At 67.5% G+C, this 15,465-nt stretch carries 12 protein-coding genes; 4 read left to right on the top strand and 8 right to left on the bottom strand.

The genetic code is table 11. From position 1 onward, the window contains the following. Window positions 1-485: 485 nt before the first annotated feature. The 3 genes from ACFY3D_RS39255 to ACFY3D_RS39245 all read right to left on the bottom strand — a co-directional run bounded on the left by ACFY3D_RS39255 (window position 486) and on the right by ACFY3D_RS39245 (window position 4,781). Complete coding sequence (locus tag ACFY3D_RS39255; protein ID WP_389989573.1) at window positions 486-1,658, bottom strand: trypsin-like serine peptidase; 1,173 nt, start codon at window positions 1,656-1,658, stop codon at window positions 486-488. Between the two features lie 125 nt (window positions 1,659-1,783). After that, window positions 1,784-2,974: a trypsin-like serine peptidase gene (locus tag ACFY3D_RS39250; RefSeq protein ID WP_389989571.1), complete on the bottom strand. Its 1,191-nt coding sequence runs from the start codon at window positions 2,972-2,974 to the stop codon at window positions 1,784-1,786. Between the two features lie 214 nt (window positions 2,975-3,188). Next, the gene (locus ACFY3D_RS39245) at window positions 3,189-4,781 is read right to left on the bottom strand and encodes a hypothetical protein (protein ID WP_389989569.1); all 1,593 of its coding nucleotides are present in this window, start codon (window positions 4,779-4,781) and stop codon (window positions 3,189-3,191) included. A 68-nt stretch (window positions 4,782-4,849) separates the two neighbouring features. Here ACFY3D_RS39245 and ACFY3D_RS39240 point away from each other — a divergent pair, with 68 nt between their 5' ends. Both ACFY3D_RS39240 and ACFY3D_RS39235 read left to right on the top strand, forming a co-directional pair. After that, complete coding sequence (locus tag ACFY3D_RS39240) at window positions 4,850-5,011, top strand: hypothetical protein (RefSeq protein ID WP_389989567.1); 162 nt, start codon at window positions 4,850-4,852, stop codon at window positions 5,009-5,011. A 247-nt stretch (window positions 5,012-5,258) separates the two neighbouring features. Beyond that, window positions 5,259-5,690, top strand: coding sequence for an SSI family serine proteinase inhibitor (locus ACFY3D_RS39235; protein ID WP_389989565.1), 432 nt, complete (start codon window positions 5,259-5,261; stop codon window positions 5,688-5,690). A gap of 140 nt (window positions 5,691-5,830) precedes the next feature. Here the strand turns inward: ACFY3D_RS39235 and ACFY3D_RS39230 are convergent, their stop codons facing one another. Further along, the gene (locus tag ACFY3D_RS39230) at window positions 5,831-6,946 is read right to left on the bottom strand and encodes a trypsin-like serine peptidase (RefSeq protein WP_389989563.1); all 1,116 of its coding nucleotides are present in this window, start codon (window positions 6,944-6,946) and stop codon (window positions 5,831-5,833) included. A 712-nt stretch (window positions 6,947-7,658) separates the two neighbouring features. On the opposite strand from ACFY3D_RS39230, the gene ACFY3D_RS39225 reads away from it, so the two are divergent. Beyond that, window positions 7,659-8,540 (top strand): hypothetical protein, encoded by an 882-nt coding sequence (locus ACFY3D_RS39225; RefSeq protein ID WP_389989561.1) that lies wholly within the window; start codon window positions 7,659-7,661, stop codon window positions 8,538-8,540. A 48-nt stretch (window positions 8,541-8,588) separates the two neighbouring features. After that, on the top strand, window positions 8,589-9,551 hold the full coding sequence (locus ACFY3D_RS39220; protein WP_389989559.1) for a zinc-binding dehydrogenase: 963 nt from the start codon (window positions 8,589-8,591) through the stop codon (window positions 9,549-9,551). Between the two features lie 221 nt (window positions 9,552-9,772). Here the strand turns inward: ACFY3D_RS39220 and ACFY3D_RS39215 are convergent, their stop codons facing one another. The 4 genes from ACFY3D_RS39215 to ACFY3D_RS39200 form a co-directional block, all read right to left on the bottom strand. Next, window positions 9,773-10,462, bottom strand: a complete 690-nt coding sequence (locus tag ACFY3D_RS39215; RefSeq protein WP_389989557.1) for a PadR family transcriptional regulator — start codon at window positions 10,460-10,462, stop codon at window positions 9,773-9,775. Beyond that, on the bottom strand, window positions 10,459-11,256 hold the full coding sequence (locus ACFY3D_RS39210; RefSeq protein ID WP_389989555.1) for a DUF4097 domain-containing protein: 798 nt from the start codon (window positions 11,254-11,256) through the stop codon (window positions 10,459-10,461). Before ACFY3D_RS39210 ends, ACFY3D_RS39215 begins: the two co-directional genes overlap by 4 nt. Window positions 11,257-11,326: 70 nt before the next feature. Then, on the bottom strand, window positions 11,327-11,503 hold the full coding sequence (locus tag ACFY3D_RS39205) for a DUF6104 family protein (RefSeq protein ID WP_329094229.1): 177 nt from the start codon (window positions 11,501-11,503) through the stop codon (window positions 11,327-11,329). A gap of 134 nt (window positions 11,504-11,637) precedes the next feature. Next, the gene (locus ACFY3D_RS39200) at window positions 11,638-15,399 is read right to left on the bottom strand and encodes a multifunctional oxoglutarate decarboxylase/oxoglutarate dehydrogenase thiamine pyrophosphate-binding subunit/dihydrolipoyllysine-residue succinyltransferase subunit (RefSeq protein ID WP_389989553.1); all 3,762 of its coding nucleotides are present in this window, start codon (window positions 15,397-15,399) and stop codon (window positions 11,638-11,640) included. Between the last annotated feature and the right edge of the window lie 66 nt (window positions 15,400-15,465).

The raw sequence follows: 15,465 nt of genomic DNA, 5'->3' as shown, positions 1-15,465 counted from the left end.
AGGAGGATGCGCTTCAAGGGAAACTCCTTGGTCTGATGTGGAACGCCTCTTGCGTCCCATGCGTCAGTAAAGGGATTGCCAGAAACATACAGCGCAGATCTTGAACACCGGAAGCCGGTTCGAGGGGGAAGAGGGGAACCTGGGGGCTCGAGACCGTTTCGTGATGTTTAGTCATCCTTGATGCTGGTGTTGCGATTGAGGCGGGCTCGGGTTGTTTTTGCAGGTAGAGATGAGTGTGAGGCGAAAGTGACCGATGAGGTGTGATCAACTGATCGATGCGAGTCATGATCAGTATGTGACGTAGATCACATTAGATTGATGGCACCGTTTTCGGGATGGGCACGTCTAACGCCCTCACATCCGGTCGGAAAAACTTCCGGATAGCTCCGTGAACGCTTTTTGGCCCAGGAAAACGGGTGCGGGACCCGGCGCCGCGCGCCAGGTCCCGCGAATGGTCAGGGTGAGAGCCCTTCAGGAGATGTAAGTCACCTGTAGAGCTCGCCGTTCGGACCGACGATCCTGCCGGACCACACGTTGGCGGCCTTGCGGTAGATGTCGGCGGTCTCGCCGTCGAAGTACGGCGAGGTGAGGAGGTCGTAGCGGTCGTTCTGGTCCTGGTCGCCGAACAGGCTGGTGACGCCGTTGACGAGCCCCAGGCGGGTGGAACTGCTGTACTGCGAGATCCACGGTCCGCCGTCGGCGCCGGGGGTGAAGGCGCCCTTGAGGCCGACGTGCTCCTCGACCTTGTGCGCCGGAGAGACGTACTCCTTGCCCGACGTCTTGCCGTACACGTACTTGGGCGTCACGCCGGTGTAGGGCTTGTCGCCGTCGGGGTGCGGGGCGGTGGGGTAGCCGAAGGCGTAGACGGTCTTGCCGGTCCTCTGGTTCCAGGTGAAGCCCTGGCCGCCGACGTTGTCGCCGAGACGGCCGACGTCCTTCGACAGCAGGATGTGGTACCGCGAGCCACGTGACCACTTGGGTCCGCTGAACCCGTCGTACTCACGCTTGGTGACCTGCTTGACCCCGTTGAAGGCGACGCCGTTGTAGACCGTGACGAAGGCGTAGTCCTTGTCGTAGTCCTCGTAGTTGGCGAAGTCGTAGTGCGTCCACGCCGACTTGCCGACGTAGATGCCCCACGGGGTCTTGCCCTGGTAGTAGCCGGGGACGAAGACCCACTTGTCGAGGGTGTCGCTGTTGCTGCCCGGGTCGTAGACGCAGTGGCCGGCCGTGGCGACGAGGTTGCGGTACCTGCCCTGGATCGAGGTGGCCGAGCACCACCGGTACTGACCGTTGACGACGAAGAACACCTTGCCGATGGTCTTCGGCAGGTTGACGTTCTTGGCGGTCGACGGGGTGCCCTTCTGCGAGCCGGTCGGACCGACGCTGCCGGGCCTGCCGTCGGGGGAGAAGCCACCACCGACCTTCATCTTCGGCGCCCCAGGGTCGGGGTTGTAGACCGTCGCCTTCTTGAGGGCGGCGAAGTTCGAGGCCGCCCAGAAGTTGATGACCGAGATCGCCGAGGCGTTGTTCCTCGCCATCGGGTCGGTCGCCCAGTCGGGGGCCGCCTGGGCAGTGCCGGCGAGAGGGCCGACCAGGGTGGTGGCCAACAGGGCGGTAGCGGCTGCGGCGCCACCGAGGGGGAGAAGAGAGTGCTTCAAAAGACGAGCTCCTTGCGCTGCAACGTTCCCGGACATCCGGGAACTGCGGGACGACAAGCAACCTATGCAGCGATCGGCGGAGCAAACCCCGTATAAGGGTCTCTTAAGACTCTCTTAAGGCGGCGTTATGATCGGGGCGCCTGCTGGGTCGCGGCCCAGTGGTAGACGACGTAGGTCGACGCGATGAAGTACGGCGAGGAGATCCTGTCGAACCTGCGGTCGGTGTTGACGTCCCAGGCGAAGCTGTTGACGCCGTTGAGGTAGCCGAGGCCGTTGCTGTAGGAGATCAGCCAGGGACCACCGCTCGCGCCGTTGGTGAAACCACAGGTGAGGGCGATGCCCTGCTCGACCAGGCGGGTGGGGGCCTTCACCTTGATGGTGCGTCCGTCGCACCACTTCAGCCGCTGACCGTCGTAGGGCCGGTAGCCGTCGGGGTGCGGGGCGGCGGGATAGCCGAAGGCGACCGTGGACAGGCCGGTGCCTCGGTTGGTCACCAGGCCCTGCCCGCCGACGTTGTCCTCCAGGCTCCCGACGCTCTCCATCTCGTAGCTGCCGGAGGTCTTGCCGGCCTTCCACCTGAAGCCGTCGTGCACGGTGACGAACGCGTAGTCGTAGTCGTAGTCACCCTGGCCGACGAAGTCCTCGTGCAGGTTGAGCGAGTGGCCGACGTAGATCCCGTACGGGGTGTTGCCCTTGTCGTAGCCGGGGATGAAGATCCAGTATTCGGCCTGGCTGCCCGACTTGGCGTCGTAGGCGCAGTGCCCGGCCGTCGCGACCAGATTGCGGTTGGCCGCCGCCACGGAGGAGGCGGAGCACCAGTAGTCCTTGGCACCGATCCGGAAGAACACCTTGCCCACGGTCACCGGTGAGCCGCCGGAGGACGGGACCCGCTTCTTCGGGAGAGTGGGCTTGACGACCGGCGCGGCCTTCCCGGACGTGGTGGAGTTCTTCCCGCCGGTGGCCGCACCGGTCTCCCCGGTGCCGGATGCCGCGGCGGCGGTGGCGCTTCCCGGCGTCGCGCTCCCTGAAGGGCCGCCGGAGGAAGGAGAGGCGGAAGGGGGGGACGCGGAGGAGGGAGGATTGCCGGGTGCGGCCGGCACGTTGTCCATCGCCTGCTTGAGCCTGGCCGGGCTCCAGTACTCCGCGATTCGCTTCATGTCGGCGCTGCTCTTGGTCAGCGTGATCGAGGTGATCCCGTTGGGAGCCCCGTACTGCGGGGCGGCCGCCGCGCTCCCGGCGAACGCGAACGTCATGGTCACACAGGCGGCGACCAGCCCGCCGAGTGTGGCCGTGAGCCGCCGAGCGCGGGAGGACATGGGGGATCCTTTCCAGGGATCGGGGAGTTTCTGGTGGCTACCAGGGACGTAAGGGGTGATTTTTCCAGATCAACTTGGTTTTGGGCAGTTCGTTGGACCGATCCGCTCTTACTCTGTTACCTGATCAGTGTGCCTGACGGTGTATAAGCACCCCGTGAAGGTGGAAAAAGGGCCCGGTGTGCACCGGGCCCCTTCTCGTTCACGAAGCCTGTGCCTAGGCGGGAAGCTTCCCGGTCCAGAGGTTGGCGGCGTGCTTGTAGATGCCGTACGTCTCACCGTTGAAGTAGGGGGTGGTGACGCGGTCGTAGCGCTTGTTGCCGTCGCTGTCGATCGTGAGGCTCACGACACCGTTGAGGTAACCGGTCCGCTTGGCGTTCTTGTACTGCAGCAGGAAGGGTCCGCCGCTCGCGCCCGGGGTGAAGGCGCACTTGATCGCCTGGTGCTCCTCGGCCTTGTAGGCCGCCACGACGGGCGCGGCGACGGTCGTGCCGTAGCACCACTTCGGGGTGTGACCGGAGTACGGCTTGTTGCCGTCGAGGTGGGCCGATGTCGGGTAGCCGAACGTGAAGACCTTCTTGCCCAGCTTCTGGTTCCAGCTGAAGCCCTGGCCACCGACGTTGTCACCGAGGCGGCCAGCGTCGGTGAGGAGGATCACGAAGAACCGGGTGTAGTAGTAGACCTCCTTGACGCTGGTCTTCACCCACTTCTTGATGAAGTACCGGGTCTTGAACCAGGCGATCTCGTTGCCGTTGGCGTCCTTGGTGGCCTCGAGTTTGCCGAGGAAGTTGCCCTCGGACTTGTCCTTGAGGAGCTGCTTGTACTCCTCCTGGCTGATCGCGACCTTGCCCTTGTCGTCGCTGAAGCGGGTGAACTTGGCGTTGTTCTCCAGATTGTCGGGGGCGGCCTTGTAGACGCTCTCGACAACCTCGACCGCGGTCAGCTTGACGCCGTTGCGGCCGTCCTTGACGTACTCCTCGATGTACTTCTGGGCGTCGGCGGGCTTGCCGACGGTCTCGACCTTGGGGTCAAGGGTCTTCTTCCAGTACGGCCCGCTCTCGCCGTACTTCTCGATCCCCAACTCGTACTCGGACTTGGAGATCTCCTTGTCCTCGGTGTACTTGTGCCCCTTGGTCGCCGCGTACGTGGGCGCGGTCACTTCCTTGACACCGGCCTGCTTGATGCCGTTGTAGACGTTGACGAAGGCGTAGTCGTAGTCGTAGTCCTCGTAGACCGTGAAGTCGTCGTGGGTGTTGACCTTGGCGCCGACGTAGATGCCCCAGGGAGCCTTGCCCTGGTAGTAGCCGGGAATGAACACGAAGTTGCTGAACGGCTTGTTCGTGTCGGTGTCGTAGACGCAGTGGGCCGCGGTGGCGACCAGGTTGCGGAACTTCGACTGCACGGCGCTACCGGAGCACCAACGCTCCTTGCCCTTGTCGTCGACGAAGAAGACCTTGCCGACGGTGATGGGGAGGTTCACGTTCCGCGACTTGCCGGCGCTCTTGCCGCCCTCACCGGTGGGGGCGACGACGCCGGGCTTGCCGTCGGCGGCGGCCTTGGCGGCGCCCGTCTTGGTCAGCTTGGCGGAGACGGTGGAGTCGGCGGTGTAGGTCGACGCCGACTTGAGCTTCGATGCAGTCCAGTAGCCCGCGATGGCCTTCGCGTTACCGGAGGGGGTGAGGGCCGACGACTTGATGTCGGGGTCGGCCGTGCTCGCCTGTGCGGTGGCGGGGAGGGTGGCGCCGATCATCGTGGCGGCGGCGAGGGCACCGCCCACGGGGAGGATGAGGCGCTTGGCTCGGGAGTTCAATGAAGCTCCTTCTTTGTCATGGGTCGTCGCTCGGGACGGCAACCCACGCATGCGTAAAGAGACAAGAGGTGACCGTACTCGGTAAAGATGGGTTAAAAAGCTATAAAACGGGCAGTCGGTTGGACCGTTATATTTTTGTTACAGAATCCATGGAACCGGGAATCCATGGGGACCGTCTGATCTACTTCATCTTGATCGGCGCCTCCGCCGCAGGTCATGTGACCGTATGAACTGGGGAAACACCGGGGCTGGTAGCCGCCTCACGAGTGCGGGAGAGGGCAGGCTGAGTCGCGGCATCCGCGTCACACGTCATCGGGGGATCTCATGCGGCGTCGTCTTCTCTGCCTGGCTCTCGCCGGCCTCCTCCAGTTCTCGAGCACGGCCACAGCGTCCGCAGTGTCCATGCCGCCCCGCGACCCCGTTCCCGGACCGCAGGAGACGTGGCCGTTTCCGCGTCCCGATGACCGAGGACCGCAGGTGACGAGACCGCTCCCGCTCCATCCGGGCGAGCCCGCCCAGATCATGCCCGCACCGGTGAGACCGTTTCCCGGGGAAAGGCCCTCGCGCAGCAGCAGGGTGCTCGTGCTGAGCCTCGCGCGGGGAGAGAAGCCGCTGCCCGCGCTGGGCCACGCCCTGCTGCTGTGCGATCAGCCCGGTGGCACCCACCCCGACGCGGTCCACGCGTGCGCGTTGCTCGCCAACGTGCTGGGCGATCCCGGCAAGCTCAGGCCGAGGCCGGGGGTGGCCTGCACGTTGGAGTACGACCCGGTCACGGTGGCCGCCACCGGGATCTGGAACGGTCGCTTCATCCGGTTCGAACGCACCTACGGCAGCCTCTGCTCGATGCGGGCCGCCACCGGCCCCCTCTTCGCCTTCACGGACAACCTTGGGAGGTCGGTGGGTGCATAGAACGTTCCCGGGCGAAGTGGCGGCCTTCCTCGAAGCGATCCGGAGACCGGGTTCGTGGTCGGCCGCCACCCGTACGGGACGGGTCCTCCTCGTTCACTCCGGCCGGCCGAATGGCCTTACAGCCGGCCGGAGCGCGCGAGTCAGCTGGTCCAGCGGTTGGCCGCGGTCTTGTAGACCTTGTAGGTGTCGCCGTTGAAGTACGGCGAGGAGATCTTGTCGTACCGGTCGTTCTTGTCGGTGTCCCAGGCGATGCTGTTCACGCCGATCAGGTAGCCGGTCCGGCTGGAGTTCTTGTACTTGTAGATCCAGGGGCCGCCGCTCGCGCCCGAGGTGAAGGCGCACTTGAAGCCGACGTGCTCCTGGACGTTGTACTTCGGCGCGGCCGGCATGGCGCCGGTCGTGCCGTAGCACCACTTCATCGTGCGGCCGGAGAAGGGCTTGTCGCCGTCGGGGTGCAGGCCGGCCGGGTAGCCGAAGGAGAAGACGGAGTTCTTCACCTTCTGGTTCCAGGCGAAGCCCTGCCCGCCGACGTTGTCGCCGAGACGGCCGACGTTCTTGATGATCGGCTGCCACTTGCCGTCCTTGTCCTTCTCCCAGTTCACCTTGAACCCGGAGTGGACGTTGACGAAGGCGTAGTCGTAGTCGTAGTCCTCCTTCACCACGAAGTCGTCGTGCGCGTTGAACCACTTGGCCGCGTAGATGCCGTAGGGGTTCTTACCGTCCCACGCCTGGTTGCCGTCCCAGTAGGACGGGATGAAGATCCAGTTGTCGTAGAACTGGTTGGTCTTCACGTCGTAGACGCAGTGCGCGGAGGTGGCGACCACGTTGCGGTACTTGCCCTGGACCGAACTGCCTGAGCAGTACTTCCAGCTCTTCGGGTCCGCCGGGTTGGCGCCGGGCAGGGTGAAGAAGATGCGCCCGACGGTGTTGGGCAGGTTCACCTGCTTGCTCTTGGCGGACTTGGCGCCCTCCGCACCGATCGGCGGGACCGACCCGCCGGGGCCGTCGGGGCCCGCGGCGTTGGAGGACTTGCCGCCCTTGACGCTCAGGTCGACGTCGCCGGTGGCGTCGGTGGCCTTGCGCATGCGCTCGGGCGACCAGAAGGCGGTGGCCTCGCCTGCCGTCTCGGAGGCGGCGGAACTGACCACGTCCTTGGGGGCCGTACCGGCGTTGGCACCGGTGGTGGCGCCGATCACTCCGGCGATCATGAGAACGCCGGTGAGGGGGATCGTGAGGCGCCGTGCTCGGGAATTCATGAAGCTCCTTTCGTTCTCAGCGGGGAGACGGGACCTCTCCTCGCCGGGAAAACGATCGGAACGTTACTGACTGGATCGAGCACTCGGCGGGAATTGACGGGAAAAAGTCTCGGCCGGTTCCATCCGATGCTGTCCCGTTATTTAAATAGCTATTTGTTATAGCTTAACGAATAGGCATTTCAGCAGCTCACCATAGCTGCGTGGCGGACTCCGAGGCATCGCCGGCACCATCGGTAACAGCGATTACCGAGAGTTTCTCAAGTAACTCAGGCACCTTCCGACCGTGGAGCGAAGTGGCGTTCTTGGTGCTGTGTCGCGACTTCTCATGGTCATTCTCCGGGAGACGGTACAGGGTTCTCACGGACGCGAGAGCGATATTGGAACACGGGTCCCGCGACACGGATGTCGCACCACGGACCCCGGAACACGGCCCCCGGCCCTCGCGCATCGGACTCCGGAGCACAGACTCGGACGTCGAAGTCCCGCTCTCGTGCATCGGCCCCCGCAACACGGGCTCGGACGTCGTGCATCGGGCACCGGAACACAGACGTCGGGGCACCGGACGCGGCGGGCCGGGTGACCCGGCGGTGCGGCGGCACCTTCCCCATGGGCATCGAATCTGATTCGTGACGGTACTGACACGGGTGCCGAGACCGCCGAGCCCCGAAGATGGGGCCGAGAACCGTACCTTCCGCAGGAGGCGGCCGAAGACGTGGCCGGTGGGCAGCACGACATCATCGAGGCGAGGTCCCAGGGGGGGCCGTGGCGCTGGATCGCCGGCGCGGCGCTGGTCGCACTCGTGGCGTGGAACCTGCTGACGGGCCGGGAGTCGGACGTGGTTCCGCCGCCCCCGCCGCAGCCGGTGCCCACCCGGGCGGGCGTCGTCGCGGAGCAGGTCCCGAACGTGCTTCACCCGCGGTTTCGCCAGAAGGGCGGCAGGGAGATCATCGACGTGGTCTTCCCCGACGGCTCGGCGGCGGAGGTGAGCTATCCGGCGGAGGTGGGACTCGCCAAGCTGGGGGTGCGGCCCGCGATGTCGGGCCGGCTCGACGGCGACCCCGGTCCTTACCGGCAACTGAACGTGCCGTCGGGAGGCCCGGCGGGGGTATCCCAGGGACGGCCGATGATCCGGCAGCTGGTCAAGGGGGTCACACTCTGGCCTCCCATGAGCGCGGCCGAGGGGGAGGTGCTGCTGTTCGCGTTCGACCCGTGGTTCGTGGCGCTACGCGACCTCAAGAACGGCATGCCCTTCGAGCAGCGGATGCTCTGGGCGCGCAACCTGCGCGGCAGGGTGACCAAGGGCGGCTACCTCGTGCTCGACGCCAGGCCCCCGCTGCGGCTGGCCGCGCGGGGAGAGAGCCTGCGCGGTGAGCCGCTGGGGCCGCAGCTGTGGTTCGGCGGGGCCAGGGAGACGCTGCTGGTGCTGGCCCCGATCCCCGGCTGCGACGTCGCGTCGATCGAACTCTCCGTCATCGAACGGCGGCGCCGCTTCTCCGCCGAGAGCTGCCAGGACGACGTGTACGTCGCGGCCTCGGGGGAGCAAGGACACGTCGAGCGGACGATGGCCGGCATAACCGTCAGGCGGACGACGTAGGACACCCCGTTCGCGGTGGACCCGACGCGGACGGCGTAGGGTGCGGCCATGTTCGCTGTAACCGCCACGCGGATCGATCCCGACAATCCTCTCGACGGTCTCACGCTCGGTGAGCGCCCGGAACCCAAGGTTCCCGACGGGTGGGCCACCGTCACGGTGAGAGCCGCCTCGCTCAACCATCACGACCTGTTCAGTCTGCGGGGGGTGGGGCTTCGCGAGGAGCAACTCCCGATGGTGCTCGGCGCCGACGCCGCCGGGCTGGACGAGGACGGCAACGAGGTCATCGTGCACTCGGTGATCGGCAGCGGGGCCGACGAGACACTCGACTCGAAGCGCTCCCTGCTCTCGGAGAAGTACGACGGCACCTTCGCCGAGCGGGTCACCGTGCCCCGGCGCAACCTCGTGCCCAAGCCCGCCGGGCTCAGCTTCGAGGAGGCCGCCTGCCTGCCGACCGCCTGGCTGACCGCCTTCCGCATGCTGTTCGACAAGGCGGGCCTTGAGCCGGGCTCGACCGTGCTGGTCCAGGGCGCGGGCGGCGGAGTGGCCACCGCGCTGATCCTGCTGGGCCGGGCCGGGGGATACCGGGTCTGGGTGACCAGCCGCTCGGAGAGCAAGCGGGCGCGGGCCCTGGAGCTGGGCGCCGACCAGGCGTTCGAGAGCGGTGCCCGGCTGCCCGAGCGGGTCGACGCGGTGATGGAGACCGTCGGCCAGGCCACCTGGGGGCACTCGCTGAAGGCGCTGCGTCCCGGCGGCCGGATCGTGGTCTCCGGCGCGACCAGCGGCGCGGTCCCGCCGGCCGACCTGAACCGCGTCTTCTTCCTGCAGCTCTCCGTGATCGGCTCCACCATGGGCACCCGCGACCAGCTGGGCAGGCTGGCCCGCTTCCTGGAGCAGACCGGCACTCGCCCGCTGATCGACCGCGTCCTGCCGATGACCGAGGCGCGCGAGGGCTTCGCGGCGATGTACGAGGGCGAGCTCTTCGGAAAGGTCGTCTTCACCCTGCCGGGATGAGCCCGGCCGATCCCGTGGGTCGTCCGGGCGGTCGCACGGGTCGCCCGGCCCCGTGGGGCGACCCGGGGAACCCTGGGCGCGGCCTGTCCCCTGGCCGGCCGGGCCCACGGGCCGGCGGATCCGGCGGCCGGAGGCTCACCGGCTCCGGGGCCGCCATCTCATGGAGACCGTCGGGCGCGGTACGTCACGACCGGCGGGTGCCGTACGGGCACCGCCGCAGATCACCGGAGCGTTTCGCGGATGCGGCGGGCCGCGTCGTACAGGGCGTCCTGGGCGGTCGCGAGGGTCTCCTCGCTGACCTGCGCGGACGCCGCGTCCCTGCGGACCTCCTCGACGAACTCGGCGAGCATCTGCCCGAGCCGGGCGTCTCCCGCGCGCGACCCCTCGCCGGTGAAGCCGTCGGCCCAGACGCGCTTCCACTCGTCCTTCCACGCGTCGGTCTGGCGCTGCCACTCCTGCTTGTGACGCTGCCACTCCGTCTTCTGCTCGCGCCAGACCCTGCGCGAGTCCTGCTCGGAGCCCTGGCGGACGTCGCGCGCCATCTGGGTGAGCTCCTCGCGCAGCGACTTGACCGTGTCGCGCACGTCCTCCTTCACCTCGCGGGCGATGTCGCGGACGGAGTCGGAGATCTCCTGCTCCAGGTCGGCGAGTTCGTCGAGCCGCCCGTTGAGCTCGGCGCGGCCCCGGTCGCTGATGGTGAAGACCTTCTTGCCGTCCACGACCTCGTGGGTGACGAGGCCCTCCTCCTCCAGACGGGCGAGGCGCGGGTAGATCGTGCCGGGAGAGGGTGAGTAGACGCCGAGGAAGCGGTCCTGGAGGAGCCGGATCACCTCGTAGCCGTGACGCGGGCTCTCCTCCAGCAGCTTCAGGAGGTAGAGCCGGAGCCTTCCGTGGCCGAAGACCGGGCTCATGCCTGTGATCCCTTCAGGAGGGTGACGTCGGCGGAGACGGTGTTGGCCGTGAGTGAGGCCATGCCGCCGCCGATCCGGCCGCCCAGTGTCTTCGCGCCGGGCTGGACGGAGTGGTCGAGCTCGGTGAAGCCGGTGTCGAGTCTGCCCGAGGTGGAACGGAGCTTGACGTCGGTCTCGACCGTGTACGGGAGCCGGAGCACGATGTCACCGGAGACGCTGTTCATCGTGACGTGGCCGGTCGGCGGGAGCTCCAGATCGGCGGTGATTTTGCCGGAGATGGTGGTGACGCTCAGCCGCCGGGGTGTGCCCTGGGCGACGGTCAGCTCGCCGGAGACGCTCTTGAACGAGAGGTCTCCGACCAGGCCGCGGCTCTCCACGGCGCCGGAGACGGTGTCGGCGTTGATCTCGCCGCTCACCCCGTCGAGCACGATCTCGCCGGAGACGCTTTTGACCGAGGTGCGGTCCTCGAACCCGGCGACGACCGCGGACGCGGAGACCACGCCCACGTTGACCGGGCAGTTCTTCGGCACGGTCAGGGTCAGCGTGGCCCTGCGGCGCCCGGGGCGAAGCCAGCCCAGCAGACCGTCCCAGGTGAGGTCCTTGTAGGTGACGGTGAGCGTGCCGTCGTCGTCGTGGGTGACGAGCAACGGCGGGTTGTCGACCTCGGTGACCTCAAGTGTGGGAGGGCCGTCGCTGGCCAGCACCGCCAGCTTTCCCGCCACGATCCGCACGTTGAGTTTTCTCACGGAGTCGAAGGTGAGCTGCTCTGGTTTCTCGATCGTCCACTGCCGCATGTGCGTGACCTCCTTCTGGTGAACACGATATGTCGCGTCCACCGGAAGGTCAAGATATATCGTGTTTTCGTCAGTCGTCCTCGTCGTCCAGCCGCGCCAGCCAGGTGGCGAGCCGTTCCACCGGCGTCTCGAAGTCGGGGTTCAGATCCACGAACTCGCGCAGGCGCTCGGCGAGCCACACCACGGTGACCTCCTCCTCGCCCCGGCGCGCGACCAGCTCCTCGATGCCCCGATCGGTGAAATACATCACGTTCTCCTTCAATGACGCTGATGACGCTGTGGTTCACCCTCGCGGTGACGCCCGCGACAACGGGGAAGTCCCCCGCAAGGGCTCCTGCGGGGGACTTCCGTGGTGACGCCTGGCTTGGACCTGCCGGTCGCCTAGCCGAAGATCTCGCCGAGCATCTGCTGCAGCTCGGCCTCGTGGGTGGAGTGCGAGCCGGTCGCCGGGGAGGAGTTGGCCTTGCGGGAGACCCGCTTGATCGAACGCCCGCCGAAGACACCCGGATTCTCGGCCATCTTCAGCCCCAGGAACGGCCACGCGCCCATGTTGAGCGGCTCGTCCTGCGCCCACACCAGCTCGATGTCGGTGGAGTAGCGGCTCAGCTCGGCCTCCAGCGGGTCGCCGGGGAACGGGTAGAGCCGCTCAAGGCGGACGATCGCCACGTCGTTGCGGCCCTGCTTGTCGCGGGCCGCCGCGAGGTCGTAGTAGAGCTTGCCGGAGACCAGCACGACCTTGCGCACGTCGGCCGGGGGAGCCGTGGTGTCGCCGAGCACCGGCCGGAACGACCCCGAGGTGAAGTCGCTCACCGCCGAGATCGCCGCCTTGTGCCGCAGCAGCGACTTGGGCGTGAACACCACCAGCGGGCGGTGCCGGTTCGACAGCGTCTGCCAGCGCAGCAGGTGGAAGTAGTTGGCCGGCAGCGTGGGCTGGGCCACGGTCATGTTGTCCTGGGCGCACATCTGCAGGAAGCGCTCGATGCGGGCCGAGGAGTGGTCGGGGCCCTGACCCTCGTAGCCGTGCGGCAGCAGCAGGACGACGCCGGAGCGCTGGCCCCACTTCTGCTCACCCGAGGTGATGTACTCGTCGATGATCGACTGGGCGCCGTTGACGAAGTCGCCGAACTGCGCCTCCCAGGCGACCAGCGCCTCGGGCCGCTCCACGCTGTAGCCGTACTCGAAGCCGAGCGCGGCGTACTCGCTCAGCAGGGAGTCGTAGACGTAGAACTTCGTGGTGCCCTGGTTGAACGTCTTGAGCGGGGTGTGCTCCTCACCCGTGACACGGTCGACCAGCACGGCGTGCCGCTGGGTGAACGTGCCGCGCCGCGAGTCCTGGCCGACGAGGCGGACCGGGTGGCCGTCGATCAGCAGCGAGCCGAAGGCGAGGGTCTCGCCCATGCCCCAGTCGATGCGGTCCTCGGCGACCATCTGCCCGCGACGCTGCAGCACCGGCAGCAGGCGCGGGTGGACGGTGAAGCCCTCGGGCATGTTGAGCTGGGTCTCCACGATCCGCTTGACGACCTCTTCGGAGACGGCCGTCTTGACGTCCTCGTGCGACCAGGGGACGGTCTCCATGTCGACCGGACGGGAGAACTCGCCCGTCGGGTCCTTGGCCGCCGCGCGGGTCTCGGCGAAGGCGTTCTCCAGCTTGGCCTGGTAGTCGCGGAGCGCGCCCTCGGCCTCCTCCACCGTGATGTCGCCCCGGCCGATCAGCGCCTCGGTGTAGAGCTTGCGGGTGGAGCGCTTGGCGTCGATCAGGTCGTACATCAGCGGCTGGGTGAAGCCCGGGTTGTCGGACTCGTTGTGCCCGCGGCGCCGGTAGCAGATGAGGTCGATCACCACGTCCTTGCGGAACGCCTGGCGGTACTCGAACGCGAGCCTGCCGACCCTGACCACGGCCTCGGGGTCGTCGCCGTTGACGTGGAAGATCGGGGCCTGGATCATCCGGGCCACGTCGGTGGCGTACACGCTGGAACGCGAGCTCGCCGGGCTGGTGGTGAAGCCGACCTGGTTGTTGACCACGATGTGCACGGTGCCGCCGGTGCGGTAGCCCCGCAGCTGCGACAGGTTGAGCGTCTCGGCCACCACGCCCTGGCCCGCGAAGGCCGCGTCGCCGTGGACGAGCACCGGCAGGACGGTGAAGCCCTCCTCGCCGCGCTCCAGGAGGTCCTGCTTGGCGCGGACCACACCCTCCAGGACCGGGTCGACCGTCTCCAGGTGGGAGGGGTTGGCCACGACCGAGGTCTTGAGCTTGGAGCCGTCGGGCGAGACGAAGTCGCCGCCGGCGCCCAGGTGGTACTTCACGTCACCGGAGCCGTGGGCGCTGCGCGGGTCGATGTTGCCCTCGAACTCGCCGAAGATCTGCCCGTACGACTTGCCGACGATGTTGGCGAGCACGTTGAGGCGCCCGCGGTGGGCCATGCCGATCACGGCCTCGTCGAGCCGCTCCTCGGCCGCGGAGCTCAGCACCGAGTCGAGCAGCGGGATCAGCGACTCGCCGCCCTCCAGCGAGAAGCGCTTCTGCCCGACGAACTTCGTCTGCAGGAACGTCTCGAACGCCTCGGCGGTGTTCAGCCGCTCCAGGACGCGCAGCTGCTCGGTGCGGTCGGGCTTGGCGTGCGGGCGCTCGATGCGGGCCTGGATCCAGGCACGCTCCTCGGGGTTCTGCATGTGCATGTACTCGACGCCGATGGTGCGGCAGTAGGAGTCACGCAGCACGCCGAGGATCTCGCGCAGCTTCATCAGGGGCCGGCCGCCGAAGCCGCCGGTGGCGAACTCGCGCTCCAGGTCCCACAGGGTCAGGCCGTGCGACTTGATGTCGAGGTCGGGGTGCTTGCGCTGCTTGTACTCCAGCGGGTCGGTGTCGGCCATGAGGTGGCCGCGGACCCGGAAGGCGTGGATGAGCTCGATGACCCGGGCCGACTTCGCCACGTCGTCGTCGTGGGTGGTCGAGATGTCCTGCACCCAGCGGATCGGCTCGTACGGGATCCGGAGGGCTTCGAAGATCTCGTCGTAGAAGCCGTCCTCGCCGAGCAGCAGCCGGTGGACCTGCCGCAGGAAGTCGCCCGACTGGGCGCCCTGGATGATGCGGTGGTCGTACGTGCTGGTGATCGTCATGACCTTGCTCACCGCGAGGCGGGAGAGCGTGTCGGGGGAGGCCCCCTGGTACTCGGCGGGGTATTCCATCGCGCCGACGCCGATGATCGTGCCCTGTCCCGGCATCAGGCGCGGCACCGAGTGCACGGTGCCGATGGTGCCCGGGTTGGTCAGCGAGATCGTCGTGCCACTGAAGTCGTCGACCCCCAGCTTGCCCGCCCTCGCCTTGCGCACGACCTCTTCGTAGGCGACCCAGAACTGGCGGAAGTCCATCCCCTCGGTCGCCTTGATCGACGGCACCAGGAGCTGGCGGGTGCCGTCGCTCTTGGCGACGTCGATGGCGAGGCCCAGGTTGACGTGCTCGGGCTTGACCAGCACCGGCTTGCCGTCGACCTCGGAGTAGGAGTGGTTCATCTCCGGCAGGACCTTGAGGGCCTTGATCACCGCGTAGCCGATGATGTGCGTGAACGACACCTTGCCGCCGCGACCGCGGGACAGGTGGTTGTTGATCACAATCCGGTTGTCGATGAGGAGCTTCGCCGGGACCGCGCGCACGCTGGTCGCCGTCGGGACAACGAGACTGGCCTCCATGTTGGCCGCGGTCCTGGCGGCGGCGCCGCGCAGTCGGACTTCCTCGGCACCGGCGGGGGCGGGCAACTGCGTCTCCTGCTTGGGTCGGGCGGCCGGGGCGGGCTTGGCCGCCGCCGGTGCCGGGGTCGTCGCCGCGGGGGCCGGGGTGGCCTGAGCCGCGGCCGGAGGGGCCGAGGGCGCAGCGGGTGTCGGTGGAGCGGACGCGGCGGCGGCCGCCCCCTGGGGTGCGGCGGCATCGCCGGATCCCGAACGGGGCGCGGCTGCATCGCCGGACCCCGAGCGGGGCGCGGCGGCACGGCCGGACCCCGAATCAGGGCTGTAGTCGGCAAAGAAGTTCCACCAGGCCCGGTCGACCGACTCGGGGTCCTGGAGGTACTTCTGGTACAGCTCGTCGACAAGCCATTCGTTCTGACCAAAGGCTGCCAGCGGGTTTGTCCGCGACGACTCAGACGACACGGCGGAAATCGCCCTCTTCCGCAGATCGGCGTTGATGATAGAGAACCTGTCCAAGGCTACTCGCCT

The organism is Streptosporangium sp. NPDC000509, from assembly GCF_042898365.1.
Taxonomy (GTDB): domain Bacteria; phylum Actinomycetota; class Actinomycetes; order Streptosporangiales; family Streptosporangiaceae; genus Streptosporangium.
Note: the sequence above shows the minus strand (reverse complement) of the source record. Positions and strands in the feature narration are given on the sequence as shown.

Excerpts from the sequence above, each read along its gene's own strand:
- ACFY3D_RS39250 (WP_389989571.1), bottom strand. The coding sequence starts at position 2,974 with ATGTCCTCCCGCGCTCGGCGGCTCACGGCCACACTCGGCGGGCTGGTC.
- ACFY3D_RS39230 (WP_389989563.1), bottom strand. The coding sequence starts at position 6,946 with ATGAATTCCCGAGCACGGCGCCTCACGATCCCCCTCACCGGCGTTCTC.
- ACFY3D_RS39220 (WP_389989559.1), top strand. The coding sequence starts at position 8,589 with ATGTTCGCTGTAACCGCCACGCGGATCGATCCCGACAATCCTCTCGAC.
- ACFY3D_RS39215 (WP_389989557.1), bottom strand. The coding sequence starts at position 10,462 with ATGAGCCCGGTCTTCGGCCACGGAAGGCTCCGGCTCTACCTCCTGAAG.
- ACFY3D_RS39210 (WP_389989555.1), bottom strand. The coding sequence starts at position 11,256 with ATGCGGCAGTGGACGATCGAGAAACCAGAGCAGCTCACCTTCGACTCC.
- ACFY3D_RS39205 (WP_329094229.1), bottom strand. The coding sequence starts at position 11,503 with ATGTATTTCACCGATCGGGGCATCGAGGAGCTGGTCGCGCGCCGGGGC.